This window comes from Pseudomonas sp. TE3644 (genome assembly GCF_056278815.1).
The window spans coordinates 6,484,094-6,504,042 of record NZ_JBWBQF010000001.1 but is presented as its reverse complement, the minus strand read 5'-3'; the positions used below and the strand labels follow the sequence as shown (position 1 = coordinate 6,504,042).

Here is a 19,949-nt window from a genome sequence, read left to right as displayed (position 1 = left end):
AAAGGGACAAGGTTATCATGCGAACCGCTAAACGCTTGTTGCTGGCCAGTGTGTTGATTGCCTGTCCGATGGCCGTAATGGCTGCGGACGAGCCCGTCACGGCTGATCCGGATGTCACCATTCGCCAGGAAGGCGACAAAACAGTCCAGGAATACCGGCAAAATGGCTTCCTGTATGCGATCAAGGTCACCCCGAAACATGGCAAGCCGTACTTTCTGGTTCGCGCCGACGGTACCGATGCCAACTACATCCGGTCTGACCAGCCGGACATGCTGATTCCGGCATGGAAGATTTTTGAATGGAAATGACTCAACCTTAACTTCAACCGGGCGCCCCGACGGGGGTGCCAGTATGGGCAAATTTTTCATGTCAGTGTTTACACCCCTGTCGCGGCCTGAGCTTGAAACCTTTCTCGCACCTTACGGCCTGGGCCGTCTTCGCGACTTCCAGGGAATTGCCGCAGGCACCGAGAACAGCAATTTCTTCATCAGCCTGGAACAGGGCGAGTATGTCCTGACACTGGTCGAACGCGGCCCGGTGCAGGACCTGCCGTATTTCGTGGAACTGCTGGACGTGCTGCACGAAGCCGACCTGCCGGTGCCGTACGCCCTGCGCACCACCGACGGCGTGGCCCTGCGCGAGCTGGCCGGCAAACCCGCGCTGCTGCAGCCGCGCCTGCCGGGCAAGCACATCAAAGAGCCCAACAGCCAGCACTGCGTGCAGATGGGCGAGCTGATCAGCCACATCCACCTGGCCACCCGTGACCACGTGCTGGAACGCAAGACCGACCGCGGCCTGGATTGGATGCTGGAAGAGGGCGAACGCCAGATCGGCCAGTTGAGCAGCAATGCCGCCGCCCTGCTGCGCAGCGCCCTGGACGAGATCAAGGCGCACAAGGCGCAGATCATGGCGTTGCCCCGCGCCAACCTGCACGCCGACCTGTTCCGCGACAACGCGATGTTCGAAGGCACGCACCTGACGGGCGTGATCGACTTCTACAACGCCTGCTCGGGACCGATGCTGTATGACCTGGCCATTAGCCTGAATGACTGGTGTTCGGATGCCGCCGGTGCGCTGGATGCGCCACGGGCGCGAGCGATGCTGGGGGCGTATGCCGGGCTGCGGCCTTTCACGGCAGCCGAGGCCGAGCTGTGGCCGGTGATGCTGCGCGTGGCGTGCGTGCGCTTCTGGCTGTCGCGCCTGGTGGCGGCGCAGGCGTTTGCGGGGATGGATGTGTTGATTCACGACCCGGCGGAGTTTGAGCACCGCTTGGCGTTGCGCCAGCAGGTCAGCGTGGCGCTGCCGTTCGCGTTGTAATCTTTGGCTTAGCGTCGCGCCCATCGCGAGCAAGCTTTGCTCCCACAGTGTTGAGCCCGATCACGATGGTCGGCTTGAACACTGTGGGAGCAAAGCTTGCTCGCGATGAGGGCGACGCGGTCTGCGTAGGAGCCGGCCTTGGCCGCGATACAGGCGACGCAGTCCTTCAGAGTTGCTCCAGGCAACCAGCCAAATCGTTGCCCAGCTTTTCCATCAACTGCTCATAACCCTTCGGCGTAGCCTCGGCAAACCCACCCAGACCATCCAGCTCCGCCAGGCGCACCGGCAACCCTGCCGTCAGCGTCTCGGCCAACCGTGGCCGCGCCGGCGGTTCGCTGAACACACACGACTTGCCCACTTCCTGCAATCGCGCGCGCATGGCAGCCACGTGCTGCGCACCCGGCTGCACTTCGGCGGCCACGCTGAACACGCCGGTGTGCTTCACGCCGAACTCGTCCTCGAAGTAATCGAAGCCTTCATGGAACACGAAGAACGGCTTGCCGGCGACACCGGCCAGGCGCGACTTCAGGCGCGCATCCAAGGCATCCAGGCGACCGTCAAAGGCCTTCAGGTTGCTGGCATAACGCGGAGCGTTGGCCGGATCGGCCTTGCCCAGGTCATCGGCCATGCGCTGCGCGATCACGCGGGCATTGACCGTGGACAACCACAGGTGCGAGTCCAGGGTGCCAGGGCGGTGGTCATGGTCGTGCTCGTCCGGATCAGCCTCTTCGTGGGAATGGCTGTCGGCGGTGAAGTGGCGCAGTTTCAGGCCGCCCATGTCCTGGATGGTCACGGTGGGCTTGCTGCGGGTAGCCACTACGCGCGGCAGGAAGCCTTCCATGTCCGGGCCGATCCAGTACAGCAGGTCGGCATCGGCCACGCGGCGCACGTCGGAGGGGCGCAGGGCGTAATGGTGCGGCGAGGCACCCGGCGGCAGCAGCACTTCAGGGCTGCCGACACCGTCCTGCACGGCTGCGGCAATCAGTTGCAGTGGCTTGATGCTGGTGAGCACGCGAACCTCGGCCTGAGCAGGCAGCGTCACGACAGCGGCAAGGCAGAAAGCGACAGAAAGAGCAAAATTACGGGACACAATGACCACTCAAGTCGGCGAGAACGGGTAATATAATAACGTCTCTTGCTGATATCGTCGCCGCTCATGCCCAATACCCCGCTGGCCAACCGTCCCCACGACCACTCCCACTGCGTGCACAGCGCCCTGTCGGAAGCCGATGCCCTGTGCGCACGCATGGGCCTGCGCCTGACTGCCCTGCGCCGGCGGGTGCTGGAGCTGGTATGGCAAAGCCACAAGCCGCTGGGCGCCTACGATATCCTTGCGGTGCTGAGCGAGCAGGATGGCCGCCGTGCCGCGCCGCCTACCGTTTACCGCGCGCTGGATTTCCTGCTGGAAAACGGTCTGGTGCACCGCATCGCCTCGCTCAACGCCTTCATCGGCTGCAACCACCCCGAGCACGCACACCAGGGCCAGTTCCTGATCTGCCGCGAATGCCACGTGGCGCTGGAGCTGGAACAACCGGCCATCAGCCAGGCCATCGTCAACAGCGCCGCCGACGTGGGCTTCAAGGTGGAAGGCCAGACCGTGGAAGTGGTCGGCCTGTGCTCGGCCTGCCAGGCCGCCTGATGAGCGACGCACTGATCCGCCTGGAACAGGTGGCGGTCACCTTCGCCGGGCAGCCCGTGCTGGACAACATCCAGCTCAGCGTGCGCAGCGGCGAGATCGTCACCCTGATCGGCCCCAATGGCGCCGGCAAGACCACCCTGGTGCGCGCCGTGCTCGGCCTGCTCAAGCCCGACAGCGGCCTGGTGTGGCGCAAGCCCAAGCTGCGCATCGGTTACATGCCGCAGAAGCTGCACGTAGACCCGACCTTGCCGCTGTCGGTGTTCCGCTTCCTGCGCCTGGTGCCTGGCGTTGACCGCAAGCGCGCCTTGGCAGCACTGGCCGAAGTCGGCGCCGAGCAGGTTATCGACAGCCCGGTGCAGAACATTTCCGGCGGCGAGATGCAGCGCGTGCTGCTGGCACGCGCCCTGTTGCGCGAACCTGAATTGCTGGTGCTCGACGAACCCGTGCAGGGCGTCGACGTGGCCGGCCAGGCCGAGCTGTACAGCCTGATCACCCGCCTGCGCGACCGCCATGGCTGCGGCGTGCTGATGGTGTCCCACGACCTGCACCTGGTGATGAGCACGACCGATCAGGTGGTGTGCCTGAACCGCCACGTGTGCTGCTCCGGCCACCCGGAACAGGTCAGCGGCGACCCGGCGTTCGTCGAGCTGTTCGGCGACCACGCGCCTAGCCTGGCGGTGTATCACCACCACCACGACCATGCCCACGACCTGCACGGTGAAGTCGTGGCAGGCGATGGCAAGCATTCCAGTATTCTCACCCCCCATGTACACGGAGACGGCTGCAAGCATGGCTGATTTTCTGCTTTACGCCTTGCTGGCTGGCCTGTCCCTGGCGGTTGTCGCCGGCCCTTTGGGGTCCTTTGTGGTATGGCGGCGCATGGCCTATTTCGGCGACACCCTGTCCCACGCAGCCTTGCTGGGCGTGGCACTGGGCTTTGTGCTGGACGTCAGCCCCGCGCTGGCGGTGACCGTCGGCTGCCTGTTGCTGGCTATCCTGCTGGTCACCCTGCAGCAGCGCCAGCCACTGGCCTCGGACACGCTGCTGGGCATCCTGGCGCCCAGCACGCTGTCCCTGGGCCTGGTGGTGCTGAGCTTCATGCATGACGTGCGCATCGACCTGATGAGCTATCTGTTCGGCGACTTGCTGGCCATCAGCCCGTCCGACCTGGGCTGGATCCTGGGTGGCAGCGCGGCGGTCATGGCCCTGGTCCTGGCCCTGTGGCGCCCGCTGCTGGCGGTCACGGTGCATGAGGAACTGGCGCGGGTCGAAGGCCTGCCCGTGGCCGCATTGCGCATGACGCTGATGCTGTTGATTGCTATCGTGATTGCCGTGGCGATGAAAATCGTCGGCGTGCTGCTGATCACTTCGCTGCTGATCATCCCCGCCGCTGCGGCGCAACGTCACGCCCGATCACCGGAACAGATGGCCCTGGGCGCGAGTATCCTTGGCGTCATCGCCGTGTGCGGCGGCCTGGCCATGTCGTGGTTCAAGGACACGCCGGCCGGTCCGTCCATCGTCGTCTGCGCCGCTACACTGTTCCTATTGGGCTTCGCACTGCCGCGCCGTTGATGGTATTGATGGATCCCACAGGTTTTCGTGTCGCCGGGCAGGGTGTAGACTTGCTCGCTTTTTGCGCAAATAGAGAGTCGCAGGAATGAAGCCGTTCGCCTCCCGTTATCTGCTCCTTGCCGCATTTTCGCTCGTTTTGGGCGCTTGCCAGAGCCATGTGCCGCAGCCCGCCGCGCCCGCGCCGGTGCCTGACGTGTATCTGCAATTGCAGAAAAATATCGATGGTGGCGAGCTGGCCACCGCCGAGGATCAACTGGGCGCCTTGCAAAAGCAGAGCCCGGATGACCCACGCCTGGAGCCCTACCAGCGCCAGCTGGCCGAAGCCTACCTGCAGCGCAGCCAGATCGTGCTGCAGAAGGGTGACGTCAACGCAGCCGCCACCGCCCTGGCCCGCGCCCGCGCGCTGATGCCCAAGGCCCCGGCCCTGACCGGCGGCGCCAATGGCCCGATCCGCCAGGCACGCAAGGCCGAGCTGGACCAGGCCGAAGCCGCCTTGCAGGCAGCCGAAGCCAAGCCTGTGGCCAAAGTCATCGACCCTACGGCCCAGAGCACGCCGGTTGCCTTGAACATTACTGAAAGCCGCGCCTTGCAGCGTCAGCTGGATGATATCGCTGCGGACGTGGTGAATTACCACTGCGATGTGTTGGTGGTGGTGCCGCGAACCCAGGACTGGCCGTGGTTGCAGACGCTGATCAAGAAGCGTGTGGACAAGCTGGCGCCGCAGTTGCAGTGGGAATTGGGCCACAAGGTTGTGCGCAACCAGCCTGCGCAGATGGTGCTGACACCCCGCAAATAAACCGTAGCCGCTGCCGTCAGGCTGCGCTGGCCCTGTGCTTCACTGAAAATCACCAGTGACCATCAGGGCCAGCGCAGCCTGGCGGCAGCGGCTACAGGTTATGCCGGGACGGCCTTGGCCTTGGGCTCGCGATCCCACACGCGGTGCTTGGCGATGGCAGCAATGAAGGCCTTGTGCGCCTTGGCATCATCCCCCACCAGCAACCCCGCATCTTCTTCCAGCTTCAGCCCGTCAATCAGCGACTTCGCCTCGGTGCTCACGCCAATGGCCTTCAAATGCTTGTAGGCCTCAAGCACGAAGTGCAACGCCACCCCGTCACCACTCAACGCCTGCACCGACGCCTTGCCTCCCGGCACCCATACCGCATCGAACGCCACCGAAGGCAAGCCCTCGGCCGATGCATCCACGGGCAGCGCCTGGCCATCGGCCGTCTTCACCGGCGCTGACGTAGGCCCCAGCACCTTGGCGTGTGCACCTTCGCCCTCCAGGGCGGTCTTGATGGCAGCCACTTGTCCGCCATCGACACCGTCGGCCACCAGGATCGCCACCTTGCGACCCTTGATATCCCCCGACAGCAAGTTCAACTGGCTCAACGCCGGGGAGGTCTTGAGCGAAGGCTCGGGTACCTGCACGGTACCGGCCTTGGGCGCTGGCAGGCCGAGGTTCGCCGCCACGCGGCCAGCCAGGTCCAAGTCGATGTTGGCGAGGATCTCGTTCACCTCACGGGCACGGATGTACTCACGCTCGACCTTGCCCAACTCGAAGCTGTAGGCAGCAATCACGTGCTCCTGCTCGGGCTTGCTGAGGCTGTGGAAGAACAGCCGCGCCTGGGAGAAGTGGTCGGCAAACGACTCGCTGCGCTGACGGATCTTGTGCGCGTCGATCCGCTCGGGGTACGACACGAAGCCGCCATCCTGCGCGGCGGCGGGGGTTTCCTTCGGCCAGCCACCATCAATGGAGTTGGGCTCGTAAGAGGCCCGGCCCTTGTCGATGGTCACCCGGTGCTGCGCGTCGCGCTGGCCATTGTGGTTGGCGGCCAGCGGGCGGTTGATCGGGATTTCGTGGAAGTTCGGCCCGCCCAGACGGCTGATCTGGGTGTCGGTGTAGGAAAACAACCGCCCCTGAAGCAGCGGGTCATTGGAGAAGTCGATACCCGGGACGATATGCCCAGGGCAGAACGCAACCTGCTCGGTCTCGGCGAAGAAGTTGTCAGGGTTGCGGTTGAGCACCATTTTGCCCAGCGGCGTAACCGGCACCAGCTCCTCGGGGATGATCTTGGTGGGGTCCAGCAGGTCGAAGTCGAACTTGTGCTCGTCTTCTTCCGGCACGATCTGTACGCCGAACTCCCACTCGGGGTAGTCACCCATCTCGATGGCTTCCCACAGGTCGCGTCGATGGTAATCGGTGTCCTTGCCCGCCAGTTTCTGCGCCTCGTCCCACACCAGCGAGCAGACGCCGGCCTTGGGCTTCCAGTGGAATTTGACGAAGCTGGATTTGCCCTCGGCATTGATCAGCCGGAAGGTGTGAATACCGAAGCCTTGCATGGTGCGCAGGCTTTTCGGGATGGCACGATCGGACATGGCCCAGATCACCATGTGCGCCGACTCGGGCACCAGCGAGACGAAGTCCCAGAAGGTGTCATGCGCCGAGCCACCGGTGGGGATCTCGTTGTGCGGCTCGGGTTTCACGGCGTGGACGAAATCGGGAAACTTGATCGCGTCCTGGATGAAGAACACCGGCATGTTGTTGCCAACCAGGTCGAAGTTGCCCTCATCGGTGTAGAACTTGACGGCAAAGCCGCGTACGTCGCGCACGGTATCGCCCGAGCCACGCGGCCCCTGCACCGTGGAGAAACGCACGAAGACCGGAGTGACTTTCGCCGGGTCCTGCAGGAAACCGGCCTTGGTCAGGTCGGAATGCGCCTTGTAGGTCTGGAAGTAGCCATGGGCGCCTGTGCCGCGGGCATGCACGATGCGCTCCGGAATCCGCTCATGGTCAAAATGCGTGATTTTCTCGCGCATGATGAAGTCTTCCAGCAGCGATGGGCCGCGGGCGCCGGCCTTCAGGGTGTTCTGGTTGTCGCTGATCTTCACGCCCTGGTTGGTGCGCAGGGCCTGCCCGGTGGCGTCGGCACGGAAGGTTTCGAGGCTGTCGAGTTTGGGATTGGTGTTGGCGCGGTCCGGTGCGTCGGTACCGGCGGCCTGGCTTTGGCCGGAACTGGGCGTGTTCTTTTTCATCTGTCCTAGACTCCTCATCTGCGGCCATCCGTTGCGGATGGTCTGCATGGGCTAAACCCCTGTCACGGTCAGGGATCATGGGTATGCCTAGTAGTGACTGGCCGTGTTGGGCCCCGTTCCGTTTATTTTTCGAGACCTTCGATCGCCTTATTGCCGAATGAAAGGATGTTTACGAAATAAATGCTAAGTCTCTCTAAACGGACAGGCTAAAATGCGCGACCGGCTAACCGCTGTCCCCCATTCCATGCGCCCCACAAGGTTCGCTACGTGATCGAGTTTCAAAATGTGCATAAAACCTACCGCGTCAACGGTAGGGACATCCCCGCGCTGCACCCCACCAACCTGACCGTCGAGAACGGCCAGGTCTTCGGCCTGATCGGCCACTCGGGTGCTGGCAAAAGTACCCTGCTGCGCCTGATCAACCGCCTGGAAGCGCCCAGCGGCGGCACCATCATCGTTGACGGTGAAGACGTCACCGCCTTCGACGCCAACAGCCTGCGCCGCTTCCGCCAACAGGTCGGGATGATCTTCCAGCACTTCAACCTGCTGGCGTCCAAGACCGTGGCCGACAACGTCGCGCTGCCGTTGCGCCTGGCTGGCGAGCTATCGGCCAGCGAGATCAACGCCCGCGTTGCCGCGCTGCTGGAGCGTGTCGGCCTGTCCGACCACGCCAGGAAGTACCCGGCCCAGCTGTCCGGCGGCCAGAAGCAGCGCGTCGGCATTGCCCGCGCCCTGTCCACCAACCCCAAGGTACTGCTGTGCGACGAGGCCACCAGCGCCCTCGACCCGCAGACCACGGCGTCGGTGCTGCAACTGCTGGCCGAGATCAACCGTGAGCTGAAGCTGACCATCGTGCTGATCACCCACGAGATGGACGTGATCCGCCGCGTGTGCGACCAAGTGGCCGTGATGGACGCCGGCGTGATCGTCGAGCAAGGCCCGGTGGCCAAGGTGTTCCTGCACCCGCAGCACCCCACCACCAAGCGTTTCGTGCAGGAAGACGAGCAGGTCGACGAAGCTGAGCAAAGCGATATTTTCGCCCATGTGCCCGGCCGTATCGTGCGCCTGACCTTCCAGGGCGATTCCACCTACGCGCCGCTGCTGGGCACCGTCGCCCGTGAAACCGGCGTGGACTACAGCATCCTGGCCGGCCGCATCGACCGCATCAAAGACACGCCTTACGGGCAGTTGACCCTGGCCATCACCGGTGGCGACATGGACGCCGCCTTTGCCCGCTTCACCTCTGCAGACGTTCATATGGAGGTGCTGCGCTGATGGATTTCCTCAATTACTTCGCCAACGTCGACTGGTCCGAGATTCTCGAAGCCAGCAACGACACCATGATCATGCTCGGCGCCTCGCTGTTCTTCACCGTGCTGCTGGGCCTGCCGCTGGGCGTGCTGCTGTTTATCTGCGGCCCGCGTCAGTTGTTCGAGAACAAGGGCATCTACGCGCTGCTGGCCCTGTGCGTGAACGTGCTGCGTTCGCTGCCGTTCATCATCCTGCTGATCGTGCTGATTCCGGTCACCGTGCTGATCACCGGCACCTCGCTGGGCGTGGCCGGTGCCATTCCGCCGCTGGTGATCGGCACCACGCCGTTCTTCGCGCGCCTGGTGGAAACTGCCCTGCGTGAGGTCGACCGCGGCATTATCGAAGCCACCCAGTCGATGGGCGCCACGCCGCGCCAGATCATCGTCAACGCACTGCTGCCGGAGGCTTTGCCGGGCATCATCGCGGCAACAACCGTGACAGCGATTACACTGGTTTCCTACACGGCCATGGCCGGTGTGGTTGGCGCCGGCGGCCTGGGTGACCTGGCGATTCGCTTTGGTTACCAGCGTTTCCAGACCGACGTGATGATTGTCACCGTGGTGATTCTGGTGGTGCTGGTGCAAGTGCTGCAAACCATCGGCGACAAGCTGGTTGTGCACTTCTCCCGCAAGTAACCCCTAATGATGTGCCGCGGCCATGCCGCGGCGCCGAGGGCCCAAGGCCTTCGCAAGGAGCTGAACATGAAAAAACTGCTGGCGGCCTTTGCCGCTGTTGCCGCCCTGTCGGCCCATGCCAACGACACCCTGACCGTGGCCGCCACCGCCGTGCCCCACGCCGAAATCCTCGAATTCGTGAAGCCGCAACTGGCCAAGGAAGGCGTGGACCTGAACGTGAAGGTGTTCACCGACTACATCCAGCCCAACGTGCAGGTCGCCGAGAAGCGCCTGGACGCCAACTTCTTCCAGCACCAGCCGTACCTGGATGAGTTCAACAAGGGCAAAGGCACTAACCTGGTTGCCGTCACCGGCGTGCACCTGGAGCCGCTGGGCGCTTACTCCAGCAAATGGAAGAGCCTGACCGACCTGCCGGGCGGCGCCAACGTAGTCATCCCCAACGACGCCACCAACGGCGGCCGTGCGCTGTTGCTGCTGCAGAAAGTCGGCCTGATCAAACTGAAGAATCCGACCGACATCCTGTCCACGCCCAAGGACATCGTCGAGAACAGCAAAGACCTGAAAATCCGCGAACTGGAAGCCGCCACCCTGCCGCGCGTGCTGACCCAGGTCGACCTGGCGCTGATCAACACCAACTATGCACTGGAAGCCAAACTGGACCCGTCCAAGGATGCCCTGGCCATCGAAGGCAACGACTCGCCTTACGTGAACATCCTGGTTGCGCGCCCGGACAACAAAGACTCGCCTGCCATGCAGAAGCTGGCCGCGGCGCTGCACAGCCCTGAGGTGAAGACCTTCATCCAGGACAAGTACAAGGGCGCGATCATTCCGGCGTTCTGATTGACTCGCCGCTAGGCTGCTCTGGTCCTACGCCCCACGTGCCATCGTGGGCGTACATGCTGGCCAGCGCAGCCTTCGGCAGCGGCTACAGCGTTCCCACCTACCACACACAACCCGTAGCCGCTGCCGCCAGGCTGCGCTGGCCCGGTGCTGCACCCTGGAATCACGTGCGTAGATCCTAGTTGCGTTGCACCAACGCTGGCAGCTGCGCAGCCAGCTTCGGCCCGTTCAGCGGCGCGCGTATGAAACCACGCTGCGTACCATCCGGCCCCAGCAACGCCAGGTTGCCGCTGTGTTCCACGGTGTAGTTGGGTTTGCTGGTGTCAGCCGGGATGTAGGGGATGCTCAGCCCATTGGCCAGCTTCTGCAGGCCGTCCTCATCGCCAGTGAAACCCCGGAAATCCTTGTCGAAATAGCCCAGGTACTGCTTCAACTGTTGGGGCGTATCACGCTTGGGGTCGACGCTGACCAGAATGACCTGCAACCGCGCCGCCGCGTCCGCTGGCAGCTCGCTCTTCACTTGCCGCAGCTGCGCCAGGGTGGTGGGGCAGATGTCCGGGCAGAAGGTGTAGCCGAAGAACAGCACGCTCCATTTGCCTTTCAGATCATCCAGGGCCACCGGCTGGCCGTTCTCGTCGGTCATGGTCACCGAGGGAACGCTGCGGTGTTCGGGCAGCAGGATGATGCCGGCGTCGATGAAGCCGGTGTTGGCCCCCTCGTGGTTGTCCTGCAGCACCCGGTGCACGGTGAGGCCCAGGATGATGGCGACAATGGCGGCAAGGATGAAGACGGTTTTCTGGACTCGGGTCATAGGCTCAGCAACAGGTAATGATCGACGAGCAGGGCAACGAACAGCGCCAGCAGGTACCAGATGGAGTACTTGAACAGGCTCATTGCCGCATGCGGATTACTGCCACGGTACAGCACCACCGCCCATTGCAGGAAGCGCGCGCCCAGGCCCAGGGCGCAGATCAGGTAGAGCAGGCCGCTCATGCGGATCACGTACGGCAGCAGGGTGGCAACCAGCATCAGGGCGGTGTACAGCAGGATGTGCACTTTGGTGTAGTACACGCCGTGAGTGACGGGCAGCATGGGAATCTCGGCGCGGGCATATTCGTCACGTCGGTGAATGGCCAATGCCCAGAAGTGCGGTGGCGTCCAGGCGAAGATGATCAGTACCAGCAGCAACGGTTCGGCGCTCATGTGCCCGGTGACGGCTACCCAGCCGAGCATGGGCGGTGCCGCGCCAGCCAGGCCGCCGATGACAATGTTCTGCGGCGTGGCCCGCTTGAGAAAACCGGTGTAGATGACGGCATAGCCCAGCAACGACGCCAGTGTCAGCCAGGCGCACAGGGGATTGGTGAATACCAGCAACAGGACCATGCCGCCGACTGCCAGAAGCGCCGCAAAGCCCAGCGCCGCCGTGGGGCCTACCCGGCCTTCGGCCACCGGGCGCTTGTGGGTGCGGGCCATCAGTGCGTCGATGCGCCGGTCCACCACATGGTTGATCACCGCCGCACCGCCCGCGCACAGGGCAATGCCCAGGTTGCCGAACACCAGTACCGCCCAGGGCACGCCACTGCGGGTTGCCAGGAACATCCCCACCAGCGAGGTCATCAGCATCAGCACCACGACCTTGGGCTTGGTCAGTTCCAGGTAATCTCGCCAACCGGCCTGGGCATGGTCGCCCGTTGCCGTACTCATCGGGTTTCTCCTCAGTTGTCATTTACCTGACCAGAGCACCGGCAGGTGGGGGCGCCAAGGGCGGCGCTGCGCAATGGCCCGGGGTACCGGCACTGCGCGCACGCGGTAGTTCACCGCGATGACTGTCATCAACAGTATGGCCCCGCCTGCGTTATGGGCCACTGCTACCGCCAGGGGCAAGTGCAACACCACGTTGCTGATGCCCAGTGCCAGCTGCAACCCCAAGGCCGCCAGCAGCGCCGCACCAAGGCGGCCCAGGCCTTCGCTGCGCAGTCGCCAGGCCAGCCCGAGCAACACCAGGCTCAACACGCAGGCGCCGGCGCGGTGGGTCAGATGAATCGCCGTGCGGGCCTCGCTGTCCAGATGCCCGCCCAGGTAGTTGGGGCCAATGTGCTGGGTCAGGTGGAAGCCGTTGGCAAAGTCGGCATCCGGCAACCACTGGCCTTGGCACAGCGGGAAGTCCGTGCAGGCCATGGCCGCGTAGTTGGAGCTGACCCAGCCACCCAGCGCGATCTGCCCAATGGCCAGGCTCAAGGCCAGCAGTGCCCAACGGCGCAGGCGAGGCGACAGGCCAGGTAACGGCTTGAACGCCCCCGATAACCGCAGGGTAAGCAAAAGCAGCAGGCTGAGGGTCGCAAAACCGCCCAGCAGATGCGACGTAACTACCTGGGGCCACAGCTTGAGCGTCACGGTCCACATGCCAAAGGCCGCCTGCGCCACCACCACGCCCAGCAAGCCCAGCGGCAATCGATGGGGCTGTCCATCCTGACCATGTCGACGCCAGGCCTGGACGGCCAGCAAGCCCACCAGCAATGCCAGGCTGCCCGCACAGTAACGGTGGATCATCTCGCTCCAGCCCTTTTCGGCTTGCACCGGATGTTCGGGGAAATGCGCCTGGGCATGGGCCAGTTGCGCATCCGAGGTCGGCACCGCGAGGAAGCCGTAGCAACCCGGCCAATCCGGGCAGCCCAAGCCGGCATGGGTAAGGCGGGTGTAGGCACCGAGCATGATCACGATCAGCGCCAGCACCGTGGCCAGCAACGCGAGGCGAAATCCAGGTTTGGCCATGGTCGACTCCTACCCGATATTGGACAGTTTCAACAGTTGGCGCAGGTCGTTGAGCAGGTCCTTGCCGTTGACCTGCGGGCCGTAGCGCAGCACCAGGTTGCCGTGCGGATCGATGATCCACAGGTGCGGTCCGGGCTTGCCTTCGACCATAGGCGCGTACTTGTCCAAGGCCAGGGGGTAACGCTGCAATTGCGGATATTCATGGCTCAGGCGCGCTTCATATTCGACGCTTTGCGGGCCAGCGCTGGCCAGCGCGTGGCTGGCGCGCGATGCATCGCGGCCCAGGCCGATCTGGATCTGCCGCGCCAGGTACACCAGTTGCTGGCAGTCGGCGGTGCATTTACCCGGGCTGGTGACCAGCATCTGCCAGCGCTGCTCATCGGCCTGCACGCCCAGCTCGGCACGGGTCTGGCCGTTGGCGATCAGTTCGCCGTGATAGCTGCGCCCCTCCGGCACCCAGAAGTTGAGCTTGTACATGAAGGTGGCCAGCACCATCGGCCCGACCGTCACCAGCACGATCAGCAACAGTTGCAATCGCCCCTTGCGTCGGGTGGCCGGTGCCTTCACCTCAGACAGGCCGGGTGGATTCATGGCTGCTCCCATGGCGCTTCTCCTTCTTATTATTGAAGCCAAGGTAGACGTAGAGCCCCGCCAGCGTCAGGGACATGGCAAACCACTGCACGGCATAGCCGATGTGCTGTTCGGGCCCTAGGCTTACTACCGGCCACCCCAGTTGATAGGCCGCAGGCCCAGACGTAAGCCGCAGCTCATGGGCGTAACCTTCACGGCCCAGCTCGGCCCACAGCTTGCCCGGATCCAGTGCTGTCACCAGGCGCGGCCACTGCTGATTGGCAGGGTCGGCGCTCAACTGGTAGGTTGCGCCGGGCGGGACATAGATCCACGCCTCCACTTTCAGCACCTGCGCCGGCGTATCGAAACGAGGCGGGGTACGACGGTCCTGCCAGGGCATCCACCCGCGATTCACCAGCACCCAAAGACCGCTGGCCTGATCACGAAATGGCTGCAGCAGCTCGATGCCGACCCGCCCATCACGCTGGCGATTATCGAGAATAAGGCTGTGATCAGCGTCGAACTGACCGCTAAGCATCACTCGCCTAAACGCAGGGGCTTCCAGTGTTTGCAATTGCGTGCTGGTGACCGGTTCGGCCACACGATGCTGAGCGTCCAACGCCAGCAACTCACGTTTTTCCTCAGCCCGCCCCAACTGCCAGAACCCCAGGCTGATCAACGCAGGCAGCAATGCCAGCACCACCAGGGTGGGCAGCAGCCCGGGGCGAAAGCGCCTCGCTATACTTGAATACATCGCTTGCCCCCCTTTTGGAGTCCGCCATGCTCAAAGCCGCGATCGTGCTGATGTTGCTGGCGACGGTGGCCAGCCTGTTCAGCGGTCTGTTCTTCCTGGTCAAGGACGATGGCCACTCCAACCGCCTGGTCAAGGCGCTGACCGTGCGCGTTATCCTGGCGGCCCTGACCATCGGTCTGGTGGCCTGGGGATTCTTCAGCGGCCAGCTGACGTCCCACGCCCCCTGGTAACCTTGCCTACAGCACGTACACGAAAACAAACAGCCCCACCCACACCACGTCCACAAAGTGCCAGTACCAACTGGCCGCCTCGAACCCGAACTGGTGATCGGCATCGAAATGCCCGCGCAGGATGCGGATCAGCATCACCGTGAGGATCAGCGTGCCCATGGTCACGTGAGCACCGTGGAAGCCGGTAAGCATGAAGAAGGTGGCGCCATAGATGCCCGACCCCAGGGTCAGCCCCAGCTCCTGATAAGCCTCGACGTATTCATGAGCCTGCAGGAACAGGAAGGCCACCCCTAGCGCAATGGTTGCCGCCAGCCACAGCTTCAGCGGGCCGCGATGCCCGCGCTTCAGCGCATGGTGGGCGATGGTCACGGTGACGCTGGAGCTGACCAGCAGCACGGTGTTGATCAGCGGTAGGTGCCAGGGGTCGATCACCCCCTTGGGCGGCGGGAACTGCGCCGGGTCCGGGGTGTGCAACAGCGGCCAGGCGAACTGGAAATTGGGCCACAGCATATGGGCGACACCCTTGCTACCTTCACCGCCCAAGGCGGGGCCTGCAATGGTGCGCACGTAGAACAGCGCACCAAAGAAGGCAACGAAGAACATCACCTCGGAAAAGATGAACCACGACATGCCCCAGCGGAATGAGCGGTCCAGTTGCGGGCTGTATAGCCCCGCGCGGCTTTCCCTGATGACCGTGCCGAACCAGCCGAACATCATGTAGGCGACGATCAACGCACCGACGAAAAAGATCAGTGGCCCGTGGGAATGGGCGTGCGCCGCCTTCAGATCATTGAACCAGGTGCCCAGGCCGAACACCGTGACGAACAGCCCCACGGTGGCAATGATCGGCCACTTGCTTTGCGCCGGAACGTAGTAGTGCTGGTGGGTCGCCATCGTGTTGTTCTCCGTTGTTGCGGCACCGTTGTTGCGGAAAAATCCCGCGGCTAGCTGCCGGTCTTGACCGGCGGGTGTCGCGCGGTGATATCGAAAAGCGTGTAGGCCAGGGTCAGGTGCTTGATGTCCTTGGGCAGGTCGCGGTCGACGATGAAGCGCACCGGCATTTCGATGCGCTCGCCGGGGTCCAGCACCTGCTGGGTAAAACAGAAGCACTCGGTCTTGTGGAAATAGGCCGCCGCCTCGGCGGGCGCGATGCTGGGCACGGCCTGGGCGCTCATGGGCCGGTCAGTGGGGTTGCGTGCCACAAACATCATCTGCGTGACCGCCCCTGGGTGCACCGTGACCTCGGGCGCCGTGGAATAGAAGTCCCAGACCATGTCGGCGTTGTTGGTGGGCAAAAATTGCACACGCACTTCACGCGTCGTATCCACCACCTGGTTGCCTTCGTACTGACCGGCCGTCTTGCCGTTGATGCCGAACGCCTTGCACATCACGTCGTACAGCGGCACCAACGCGAAGCCGAAGGCAAACATCAGCGCCACCACCAGCAACAGGCGCGTCACCAGTCGTCGGGTGTTCATTCCACCTCCGGCGGTGTGGTGAAGGTGTGATACGGCGCGGGTGAAGGCACCGTCCACTCCAGGCCTTCGGCCCCGTCCCACGGCTTGGCCGGGGCAGGGGGGCCGCCGCGAATGGTCTTGATGACAATGAACAGGAAAAAGATCTGTGTGGCACCAAAGGTGAAGGCGCCAATGGACGAGACCATGTTGAAGTTGGCGAACTGCAGGTTGTAGTCCGGCACCCGCCGCGGCATGCCGGCCAAGCCGACGAAGTGCATGGGGAAGAACGCCATGTTCATGCCGATGAAAGACAGCCAGAAGTGCAGCTTGCCCAGGGTTTCGTCATACATGTGGCCGGTCCACTTGGGCAGCCAGTAATACGCCGAGGCAAAAATCCCGAAGATCGCCCCCGGCACCAGCACGTAGTGGAAGTGCGCCACCACGAAGTAGGTGTCCTGGTACTGGAAGTCGGCCGGGGCAATGGCCAGCATCAGCCCGGAGAAACCGCCGATGGTGAACAGGATCACAAACGCCACCGCAAACAGCATCGGCGTCTCGAAGGTCAGCGAGCCCTGCCACATGGTGCTCACCCAGTTGAACACCTTCACCCCGGTGGGCACGGCGATCAGCATGGTGGCGTACATGAAGAACAGCTCGCCGACCAGCGGTATGCCCACCACGAACATATGGTGCGCCCACACCAGGAACGATAAAAACGCGATGCTGGCCGTGGCGTAGACCATGGAGGTGTAGCCGAACAACGGCTTGCGCGAAAACGCCGGGATGATCGAACTGACCGCGCCGAACGCCGGCAGGATCATGATGTACACCTCGGGGTGCCCGAAGAACCAGAACACATGCTGGAACAATACCGGGTCGCCACCACCGGCAGCGTTGAAGAAGCTGGTGCCGAAGTGGATGTCCATCAGCATCATGGTCACGCAACCGGCCAGCACCGGCATCACGGCAATCAGCAGGAAGGCGGTGATCAGCCAGGTCCACACGAACAGCGGCATTTTCATCAGGGTCATGCCGGGCGCGCGCAGGTTGAGGATGGTGGCAATGATATTGATGGCGCCCATGATCGAGCTGATGCCCATCAGGTGGATGGCGAAGATAAAGAAGGTGACGCTGGCCGGGGCGTAGGTGGTGGACAGCGGTGCGTAGAAGGTCCAGCCGAAGTTGGGGCCACCGCCCGGGGTGAACAGGGTCGAGACCAGCAGCAGGAAAGCGGCGGGCAGCAGCCAGAAACTGAAGTTGTTCATGCGCGGCAGGGCCATGTCCGGCGCGCCCACCATCAGCGGGATCATCCAGTTGGCCAGGCCGACGAAGGCCGGCATCACCGCGCCAAACACCATCACCAGGCCATGCATGGTGGTCATCTGGTTGAAGAACGCTGGCTCCACGATCTGCAGCCCGGGCTGGAACAGTTCGGCACGGATGACCATGGCGAACGAGCCACCCAGCAGGAACATGCAGAAGCTGAACCACAGGTACAGCGTGCCGATGTCCTTGTGGTTGGTGGTCAGCACCCAGCGCATCAGGCCCTTGGCCGGGCCATGGGCGTGGTCGGCCCCGGCATGGCCATGATCGTCGATCACTGCACTCATCTGTGTCTTCCTCGGCAAGCACGCTTGCCCGGGTTATTTGGCTTGGGCCTGTTTCAACGCCAGCACATCCTTGGGCGTGACCATGTCACCTTTGTTGTTGCCCCAGGCGTTGCGCTCATAGGTCACCACGGCGGCGATATCCACTTCCGACAGTTGCTTGCCGAAGGCGGCCATGGCGGTGCCCGCCTTGCCGAAGTACACCCGGTGCAGGTGCGCGTCGGCAGGGCCGGTGGCAATTGGCGAGCCCTTGAGTGCAGGGAACAGCGGTGGCAGGCCCTGGCCTTCGGCCTGGTGACAGGCTACGCAGGTGGTGTGGTAAACCTTGTCGCCACGGTCCACCAGTTCCTGCAGGGTCCATTCCTTGCTGGTCAGTTCCTTGAGCTTGGCCGCCTCGGCCTTGCGTTCGCCCATCCAGGTGTCGAAATCGGCCTGGGTCTTGGCCTCCACCACGATAGGCATGAAGCCGTGGTCCTTGCCGCACAGCTCGCTGCACTGACCGCGGTAGATGCCGGGCTTGTCGATGCGGGTCCAGGCTTCGTTGATGAAGCCGGGGATGGCGTCACGCTTGACCGCGAAAGCCGGTACCCACCAGGAGTGGATCACGTCGGCACCGGTGACCAGGAAGCGGATCTTGCGGCCCACCGGCACCACCAGCGGGTTGTCCACTTCGAGCAGGTAGTGCTCGTCCTTGGGCGCCTGGTTGTGGATCTGCTCCTGGGGCGTGGCCAGGTTGCTGAAGAACTCCACGTCCTGGCCCAGGTATTTGTAGTGCCACTTCCACTGATAACCGGTGACCTGGATGTCCAGGTCGGGCTCGCTGGTGTCGTACATGCGGATCAGGGTGCGGGTGGCAGGGATAGCCATCACCACGAGGATGACCAGCGGTAGCACGGTCCAGAGGATTTCCACCTTGGTGCTTTCGTGGAAGTGGGCGGCGACCTGGCCGGTGGAGCGGCGATGGATGACCATCGACCAGAACATCACGCCGAACACCACGATGCCGATGACCACGCAGATCCAGAAGATGGTCATGTGCAGGTCGAAGACCTGATTGCTGATGTAGGTCACCCCCGGCGCCATGTTGGTGGTCCAGGCAGCGTGGGCAGGCGTGAATATCGGCCACAGCGCTAGGCCCATCCAGACTTGTGGATGTCGCATCATCGCGGGTTCCCCTTATCGTTCTTGTTCTACCCCAGGCTTTACAAGCCCACGGCTAAGGGAGCGGCGGTCAAGACGGCGATCTTCAACGGCCGGGGCCTTGCTGCGCTTGCAGTCGGGCATCAGGCAACGCGGTACTAAGGCGAGTATAGACAGCGCCTTTAGTGCTGCAACGAAAGGCGGGAAATGAAAATTTTCAAGGGCGCGACAACGCAGCGTTATAGCCGTTCCATATAAAGGTTAATTAATTATGACAAATGCGTCTTAGGCGGCGTCAGAACCCAGCTACCCTAGGTCTTCCGTTTGAAATAGCCCCGCCCTGGAGTCTTCATGAACACCGCCGCATTGCGCGAGCAGATCCAACGTGCCCATCAACACGAGGCCGAGACCGGCCAATTGACCCAGCAACTGGAAAAACAGCTGCCTCATCTGCACCCCGTCATCCAACTGCCGGAGGCGGATCGCAAGGGCGTGCTGACCCGCTTCGTGGCTGCATACATCGATCAGGTCCCAGACATGCTTGACGCCGCAAACGATGTCGCGGTGAAAGCCGGGATCGAGTCGCAGATCAAGCCGGTGCTTAAAATCGCCGAACAGTACTTCATTCAGCCGCCAAAAGAATTGAACGGCCATGAAGGGCTGGATTGTCTGCTGGATGAGGCCTACCTGGCCCACCGGTTGGTGGAAGAGGTCAACGACCTGTACATCAAGCACTTCCAACAGCCGCTGATTCCGCTGGATACCACGGTGGCCAACCTGATCGCCCATCAACTGATCGGCGAGGCGTTTGCCAACCAGCTGGATGAGGTGGTGCACCATTCGGTGGACCACATGCTCAACGAGGAAAGCTTCGCGCTGGAATCGGTGGAGCAGTTCCGCGACAAGCTGTCGGCTGAAGAAACCGGCAAAGCCTGGAGCCAGTGGCCCTGCCTGTCGCGCCAGTTTGGGCTGGCGCTGGATTTGAATTGATCTGCTGACGCCATCGCGGCCAAGGCCGGCTCCTACACTATCCGTGGTAGGAGCCGGCCTTGGCCGCGATACAGACGACGCC

Annotated in this window: 22 protein-coding genes; 11 read left to right on the top strand and 11 right to left on the bottom strand. The window is 63.1% G+C overall.

Annotated elements, in window-relative coordinates; translation table 11 throughout:
• The first annotated feature begins 17 nt into the window (after positions 1 to 17).
• Both ACZ9GA_RS28975 and ACZ9GA_RS28970 read left to right on the top strand, forming a co-directional pair.
• Complete coding sequence (locus tag ACZ9GA_RS28975; RefSeq protein WP_457358910.1) at positions 18 to 308, top strand: DUF2782 domain-containing protein; 291 nt, start codon at positions 18 to 20, stop codon at positions 306 to 308.
• A gap of 58 nt (positions 309 to 366) precedes the next feature.
• On the top strand, positions 367 to 1,317 hold the full coding sequence (locus ACZ9GA_RS28970) for a homoserine kinase (RefSeq protein ID WP_457358911.1): 951 nt from the start codon (positions 367 to 369) through the stop codon (positions 1,315 to 1,317).
• Positions 1,318 to 1,483: 166 nt separating this feature from the next.
• On the opposite strand, the gene ACZ9GA_RS28965 is transcribed toward ACZ9GA_RS28970, so the two are convergent.
• Positions 1,484 to 2,407 carry a zinc ABC transporter substrate-binding protein gene (locus tag ACZ9GA_RS28965; protein ID WP_457358913.1) on the bottom strand — a complete coding sequence of 308 codons (924 nt, stop codon included), beginning with the start codon at positions 2,405 to 2,407 and terminating at the stop codon, positions 1,484 to 1,486.
• Between the two features lie 66 nt (positions 2,408 to 2,473).
• On the opposite strand from ACZ9GA_RS28965, the gene zur reads away from it, so the two are divergent.
• The 4 genes from zur (at position 2,474) to ACZ9GA_RS28945 (ending at position 5,324) form a co-directional block, all read left to right on the top strand.
• Positions 2,474 to 2,956 carry a zinc uptake transcriptional repressor Zur gene (gene zur, locus ACZ9GA_RS28960; RefSeq protein ID WP_457358914.1) on the top strand — a complete coding sequence of 161 codons (483 nt, stop codon included), beginning with the start codon at positions 2,474 to 2,476 and terminating at the stop codon, positions 2,954 to 2,956.
• Entirely contained in the window at positions 2,956 to 3,753 is a 798-nt protein-coding gene (gene znuC, locus ACZ9GA_RS28955; protein WP_457358916.1) for a zinc ABC transporter ATP-binding protein ZnuC, read from the top strand. The genes zur and znuC overlap by 1 nt, the downstream gene beginning before the upstream one ends.
• The gene (gene znuB / locus ACZ9GA_RS28950; RefSeq protein ID WP_457358918.1) at positions 3,746 to 4,528 is read left to right on the top strand and encodes a zinc ABC transporter permease subunit ZnuB; all 783 of its coding nucleotides are present in this window, start codon (positions 3,746 to 3,748) and stop codon (positions 4,526 to 4,528) included. The genes znuC and znuB overlap by 8 nt, the downstream gene beginning before the upstream one ends.
• Positions 4,529 to 4,613: 85 nt before the next feature.
• Positions 4,614 to 5,324, top strand: a complete 711-nt coding sequence (locus ACZ9GA_RS28945) for a PA5502 family lipoprotein (RefSeq protein ID WP_457358920.1) — start codon at positions 4,614 to 4,616, stop codon at positions 5,322 to 5,324.
• Between the two features lie 98 nt (positions 5,325 to 5,422).
• Here ACZ9GA_RS28945 and katE read toward each other — a convergent pair whose 3' ends face one another.
• The gene (gene katE / locus ACZ9GA_RS28940) at positions 5,423 to 7,561 is read right to left on the bottom strand and encodes a catalase HPII (protein WP_457358922.1); all 2,139 of its coding nucleotides are present in this window, start codon (positions 7,559 to 7,561) and stop codon (positions 5,423 to 5,425) included.
• Positions 7,562 to 7,828: 267 nt separating this feature from the next.
• Here katE and ACZ9GA_RS28935 point away from each other — a divergent pair, with 267 nt between their 5' ends.
• The 3 genes from ACZ9GA_RS28935 (at position 7,829) to ACZ9GA_RS28925 (ending at position 10,347) form a co-directional block, all read left to right on the top strand.
• Positions 7,829 to 8,836 (top strand): methionine ABC transporter ATP-binding protein, encoded by a 1,008-nt coding sequence (locus tag ACZ9GA_RS28935; protein ID WP_457358924.1) that lies wholly within the window; start codon positions 7,829 to 7,831, stop codon positions 8,834 to 8,836.
• Positions 8,836 to 9,507 (top strand): methionine ABC transporter permease, encoded by a 672-nt coding sequence (locus tag ACZ9GA_RS28930; RefSeq protein WP_457358926.1) that lies wholly within the window; start codon positions 8,836 to 8,838, stop codon positions 9,505 to 9,507. Before ACZ9GA_RS28935 ends, ACZ9GA_RS28930 begins: the two co-directional genes overlap by 1 nt.
• 66 nt (positions 9,508 to 9,573) lie before the next feature.
• Entirely contained in the window at positions 9,574 to 10,347 is a 774-nt protein-coding gene (locus tag ACZ9GA_RS28925) for a MetQ/NlpA family ABC transporter substrate-binding protein (RefSeq protein ID WP_457358928.1), read from the top strand.
• Between the two features lie 178 nt (positions 10,348 to 10,525).
• Here ACZ9GA_RS28925 and ACZ9GA_RS28920 read toward each other — a convergent pair whose 3' ends face one another.
• Genes ACZ9GA_RS28920 through ACZ9GA_RS28900 form a run of 5 tightly spaced genes read right to left on the bottom strand, consistent with a single transcriptional unit; the run spans position 10,526 to position 14,443 of the window.
• Positions 10,526 to 11,158, bottom strand: coding sequence for an SCO family protein (locus tag ACZ9GA_RS28920; RefSeq protein WP_457358929.1), 633 nt, complete (start codon positions 11,156 to 11,158; stop codon positions 10,526 to 10,528).
• Positions 11,155 to 12,051 carry a heme o synthase gene (gene cyoE / locus ACZ9GA_RS28915; RefSeq protein WP_457358931.1) on the bottom strand — a complete coding sequence of 299 codons (897 nt, stop codon included), beginning with the start codon at positions 12,049 to 12,051 and terminating at the stop codon, positions 11,155 to 11,157. Before cyoE ends, ACZ9GA_RS28920 begins: the two co-directional genes overlap by 4 nt.
• Positions 12,052 to 12,069: 18 nt before the next feature.
• The gene (locus tag ACZ9GA_RS28910; protein WP_457358933.1) at positions 12,070 to 13,119 is read right to left on the bottom strand and encodes a COX15/CtaA family protein; all 1,050 of its coding nucleotides are present in this window, start codon (positions 13,117 to 13,119) and stop codon (positions 12,070 to 12,072) included.
• A 9-nt stretch (positions 13,120 to 13,128) separates the two neighbouring features.
• Entirely contained in the window at positions 13,129 to 13,722 is a 594-nt protein-coding gene (locus ACZ9GA_RS28905) for an Ntn hydrolase family protein (RefSeq protein ID WP_457358935.1), read from the bottom strand.
• Positions 13,688 to 14,443 (bottom strand): SURF1 family protein, encoded by a 756-nt coding sequence (locus ACZ9GA_RS28900; protein WP_457358937.1) that lies wholly within the window; start codon positions 14,441 to 14,443, stop codon positions 13,688 to 13,690. Before ACZ9GA_RS28900 ends, ACZ9GA_RS28905 begins: the two co-directional genes overlap by 35 nt.
• 26 nt (positions 14,444 to 14,469) lie before the next feature.
• Between ACZ9GA_RS28900 and ACZ9GA_RS28895 the strand changes: the two genes are divergently transcribed.
• On the top strand, positions 14,470 to 14,673 hold the full coding sequence (locus tag ACZ9GA_RS28895; protein WP_457358939.1) for a twin transmembrane helix small protein: 204 nt from the start codon (positions 14,470 to 14,472) through the stop codon (positions 14,671 to 14,673).
• A 6-nt stretch (positions 14,674 to 14,679) separates the two neighbouring features.
• On the opposite strand, the gene ACZ9GA_RS28890 is transcribed toward ACZ9GA_RS28895, so the two are convergent.
• The 4 genes from ACZ9GA_RS28890 to coxB are packed head-to-tail and all read right to left on the bottom strand — an operon-like array spanning position 14,680 to position 18,901.
• Positions 14,680 to 15,567: a cytochrome c oxidase subunit 3 gene (locus ACZ9GA_RS28890; RefSeq protein ID WP_457358940.1), complete on the bottom strand. Its 888-nt coding sequence runs from the start codon at positions 15,565 to 15,567 to the stop codon at positions 14,680 to 14,682.
• A 50-nt stretch (positions 15,568 to 15,617) separates the two neighbouring features.
• Positions 15,618 to 16,151 (bottom strand): cytochrome c oxidase assembly protein, encoded by a 534-nt coding sequence (locus ACZ9GA_RS28885; protein ID WP_457358942.1) that lies wholly within the window; start codon positions 16,149 to 16,151, stop codon positions 15,618 to 15,620.
• The gene (gene ctaD, locus ACZ9GA_RS28880; RefSeq protein WP_457358943.1) at positions 16,148 to 17,740 is read right to left on the bottom strand and encodes a cytochrome c oxidase subunit I; all 1,593 of its coding nucleotides are present in this window, start codon (positions 17,738 to 17,740) and stop codon (positions 16,148 to 16,150) included. The genes ACZ9GA_RS28885 and ctaD overlap by 4 nt, the downstream gene beginning before the upstream one ends.
• A 33-nt stretch (positions 17,741 to 17,773) precedes the next feature.
• Entirely contained in the window at positions 17,774 to 18,901 is a 1,128-nt protein-coding gene (gene coxB / locus ACZ9GA_RS28875; RefSeq protein ID WP_457358944.1) for a cytochrome c oxidase subunit II, read from the bottom strand.
• Positions 18,902 to 19,228: 327 nt separating this feature from the next.
• Here coxB and ACZ9GA_RS28870 point away from each other — a divergent pair, with 327 nt between their 5' ends.
• Complete coding sequence (locus ACZ9GA_RS28870) at positions 19,229 to 19,867, top strand: hypothetical protein (protein WP_457358946.1); 639 nt, start codon at positions 19,229 to 19,231, stop codon at positions 19,865 to 19,867.
• Positions 19,868 to 19,949 lie beyond the last annotated feature (82 nt).

Excerpts from the sequence above, each read along its gene's own strand:
- ACZ9GA_RS28975 (WP_457358910.1), top strand. The coding sequence starts at position 18 with ATGCGAACCGCTAAACGCTTGTTGCTGGCCAGTGTGTTGATTGCCTGT.
- ACZ9GA_RS28970 (WP_457358911.1), top strand. The coding sequence starts at position 367 with ATGTCAGTGTTTACACCCCTGTCGCGGCCTGAGCTTGAAACCTTTCTC.
- zur (WP_457358914.1), top strand. The coding sequence starts at position 2,474 with ATGCCCAATACCCCGCTGGCCAACCGTCCCCACGACCACTCCCACTGC.
- znuC (WP_457358916.1), top strand. The coding sequence starts at position 2,956 with ATGAGCGACGCACTGATCCGCCTGGAACAGGTGGCGGTCACCTTCGCC.
- znuB (WP_457358918.1), top strand. The coding sequence starts at position 3,746 with ATGGCTGATTTTCTGCTTTACGCCTTGCTGGCTGGCCTGTCCCTGGCG.
- ACZ9GA_RS28945 (WP_457358920.1), top strand. The coding sequence starts at position 4,614 with ATGAAGCCGTTCGCCTCCCGTTATCTGCTCCTTGCCGCATTTTCGCTC.
- katE (WP_457358922.1), bottom strand. The coding sequence starts at position 7,561 with ATGAAAAAGAACACGCCCAGTTCCGGCCAAAGCCAGGCCGCCGGTACC.
- ACZ9GA_RS28930 (WP_457358926.1), top strand. The coding sequence starts at position 8,836 with ATGGATTTCCTCAATTACTTCGCCAACGTCGACTGGTCCGAGATTCTC.
- ACZ9GA_RS28925 (WP_457358928.1), top strand. The coding sequence starts at position 9,574 with ATGAAAAAACTGCTGGCGGCCTTTGCCGCTGTTGCCGCCCTGTCGGCC.
- ACZ9GA_RS28920 (WP_457358929.1), bottom strand. The coding sequence starts at position 11,158 with ATGACCCGAGTCCAGAAAACCGTCTTCATCCTTGCCGCCATTGTCGCC.
- cyoE (WP_457358931.1), bottom strand. The coding sequence starts at position 12,051 with ATGAGTACGGCAACGGGCGACCATGCCCAGGCCGGTTGGCGAGATTAC.
- ACZ9GA_RS28910 (WP_457358933.1), bottom strand. The coding sequence starts at position 13,119 with ATGGCCAAACCTGGATTTCGCCTCGCGTTGCTGGCCACGGTGCTGGCG.
- ACZ9GA_RS28905 (WP_457358935.1), bottom strand. The coding sequence starts at position 13,722 with ATGGGAGCAGCCATGAATCCACCCGGCCTGTCTGAGGTGAAGGCACCG.
- ACZ9GA_RS28900 (WP_457358937.1), bottom strand. The coding sequence starts at position 14,443 with ATGTATTCAAGTATAGCGAGGCGCTTTCGCCCCGGGCTGCTGCCCACC.
- ACZ9GA_RS28895 (WP_457358939.1), top strand. The coding sequence starts at position 14,470 with ATGCTCAAAGCCGCGATCGTGCTGATGTTGCTGGCGACGGTGGCCAGC.
- ACZ9GA_RS28890 (WP_457358940.1), bottom strand. The coding sequence starts at position 15,567 with ATGGCGACCCACCAGCACTACTACGTTCCGGCGCAAAGCAAGTGGCCG.
- ACZ9GA_RS28885 (WP_457358942.1), bottom strand. The coding sequence starts at position 16,151 with ATGAACACCCGACGACTGGTGACGCGCCTGTTGCTGGTGGTGGCGCTG.
- ctaD (WP_457358943.1), bottom strand. The coding sequence starts at position 17,740 with ATGAGTGCAGTGATCGACGATCATGGCCATGCCGGGGCCGACCACGCC.
- coxB (WP_457358944.1), bottom strand. The coding sequence starts at position 18,901 with ATGATGCGACATCCACAAGTCTGGATGGGCCTAGCGCTGTGGCCGATA.
- ACZ9GA_RS28870 (WP_457358946.1), top strand. The coding sequence starts at position 19,229 with ATGAACACCGCCGCATTGCGCGAGCAGATCCAACGTGCCCATCAACAC.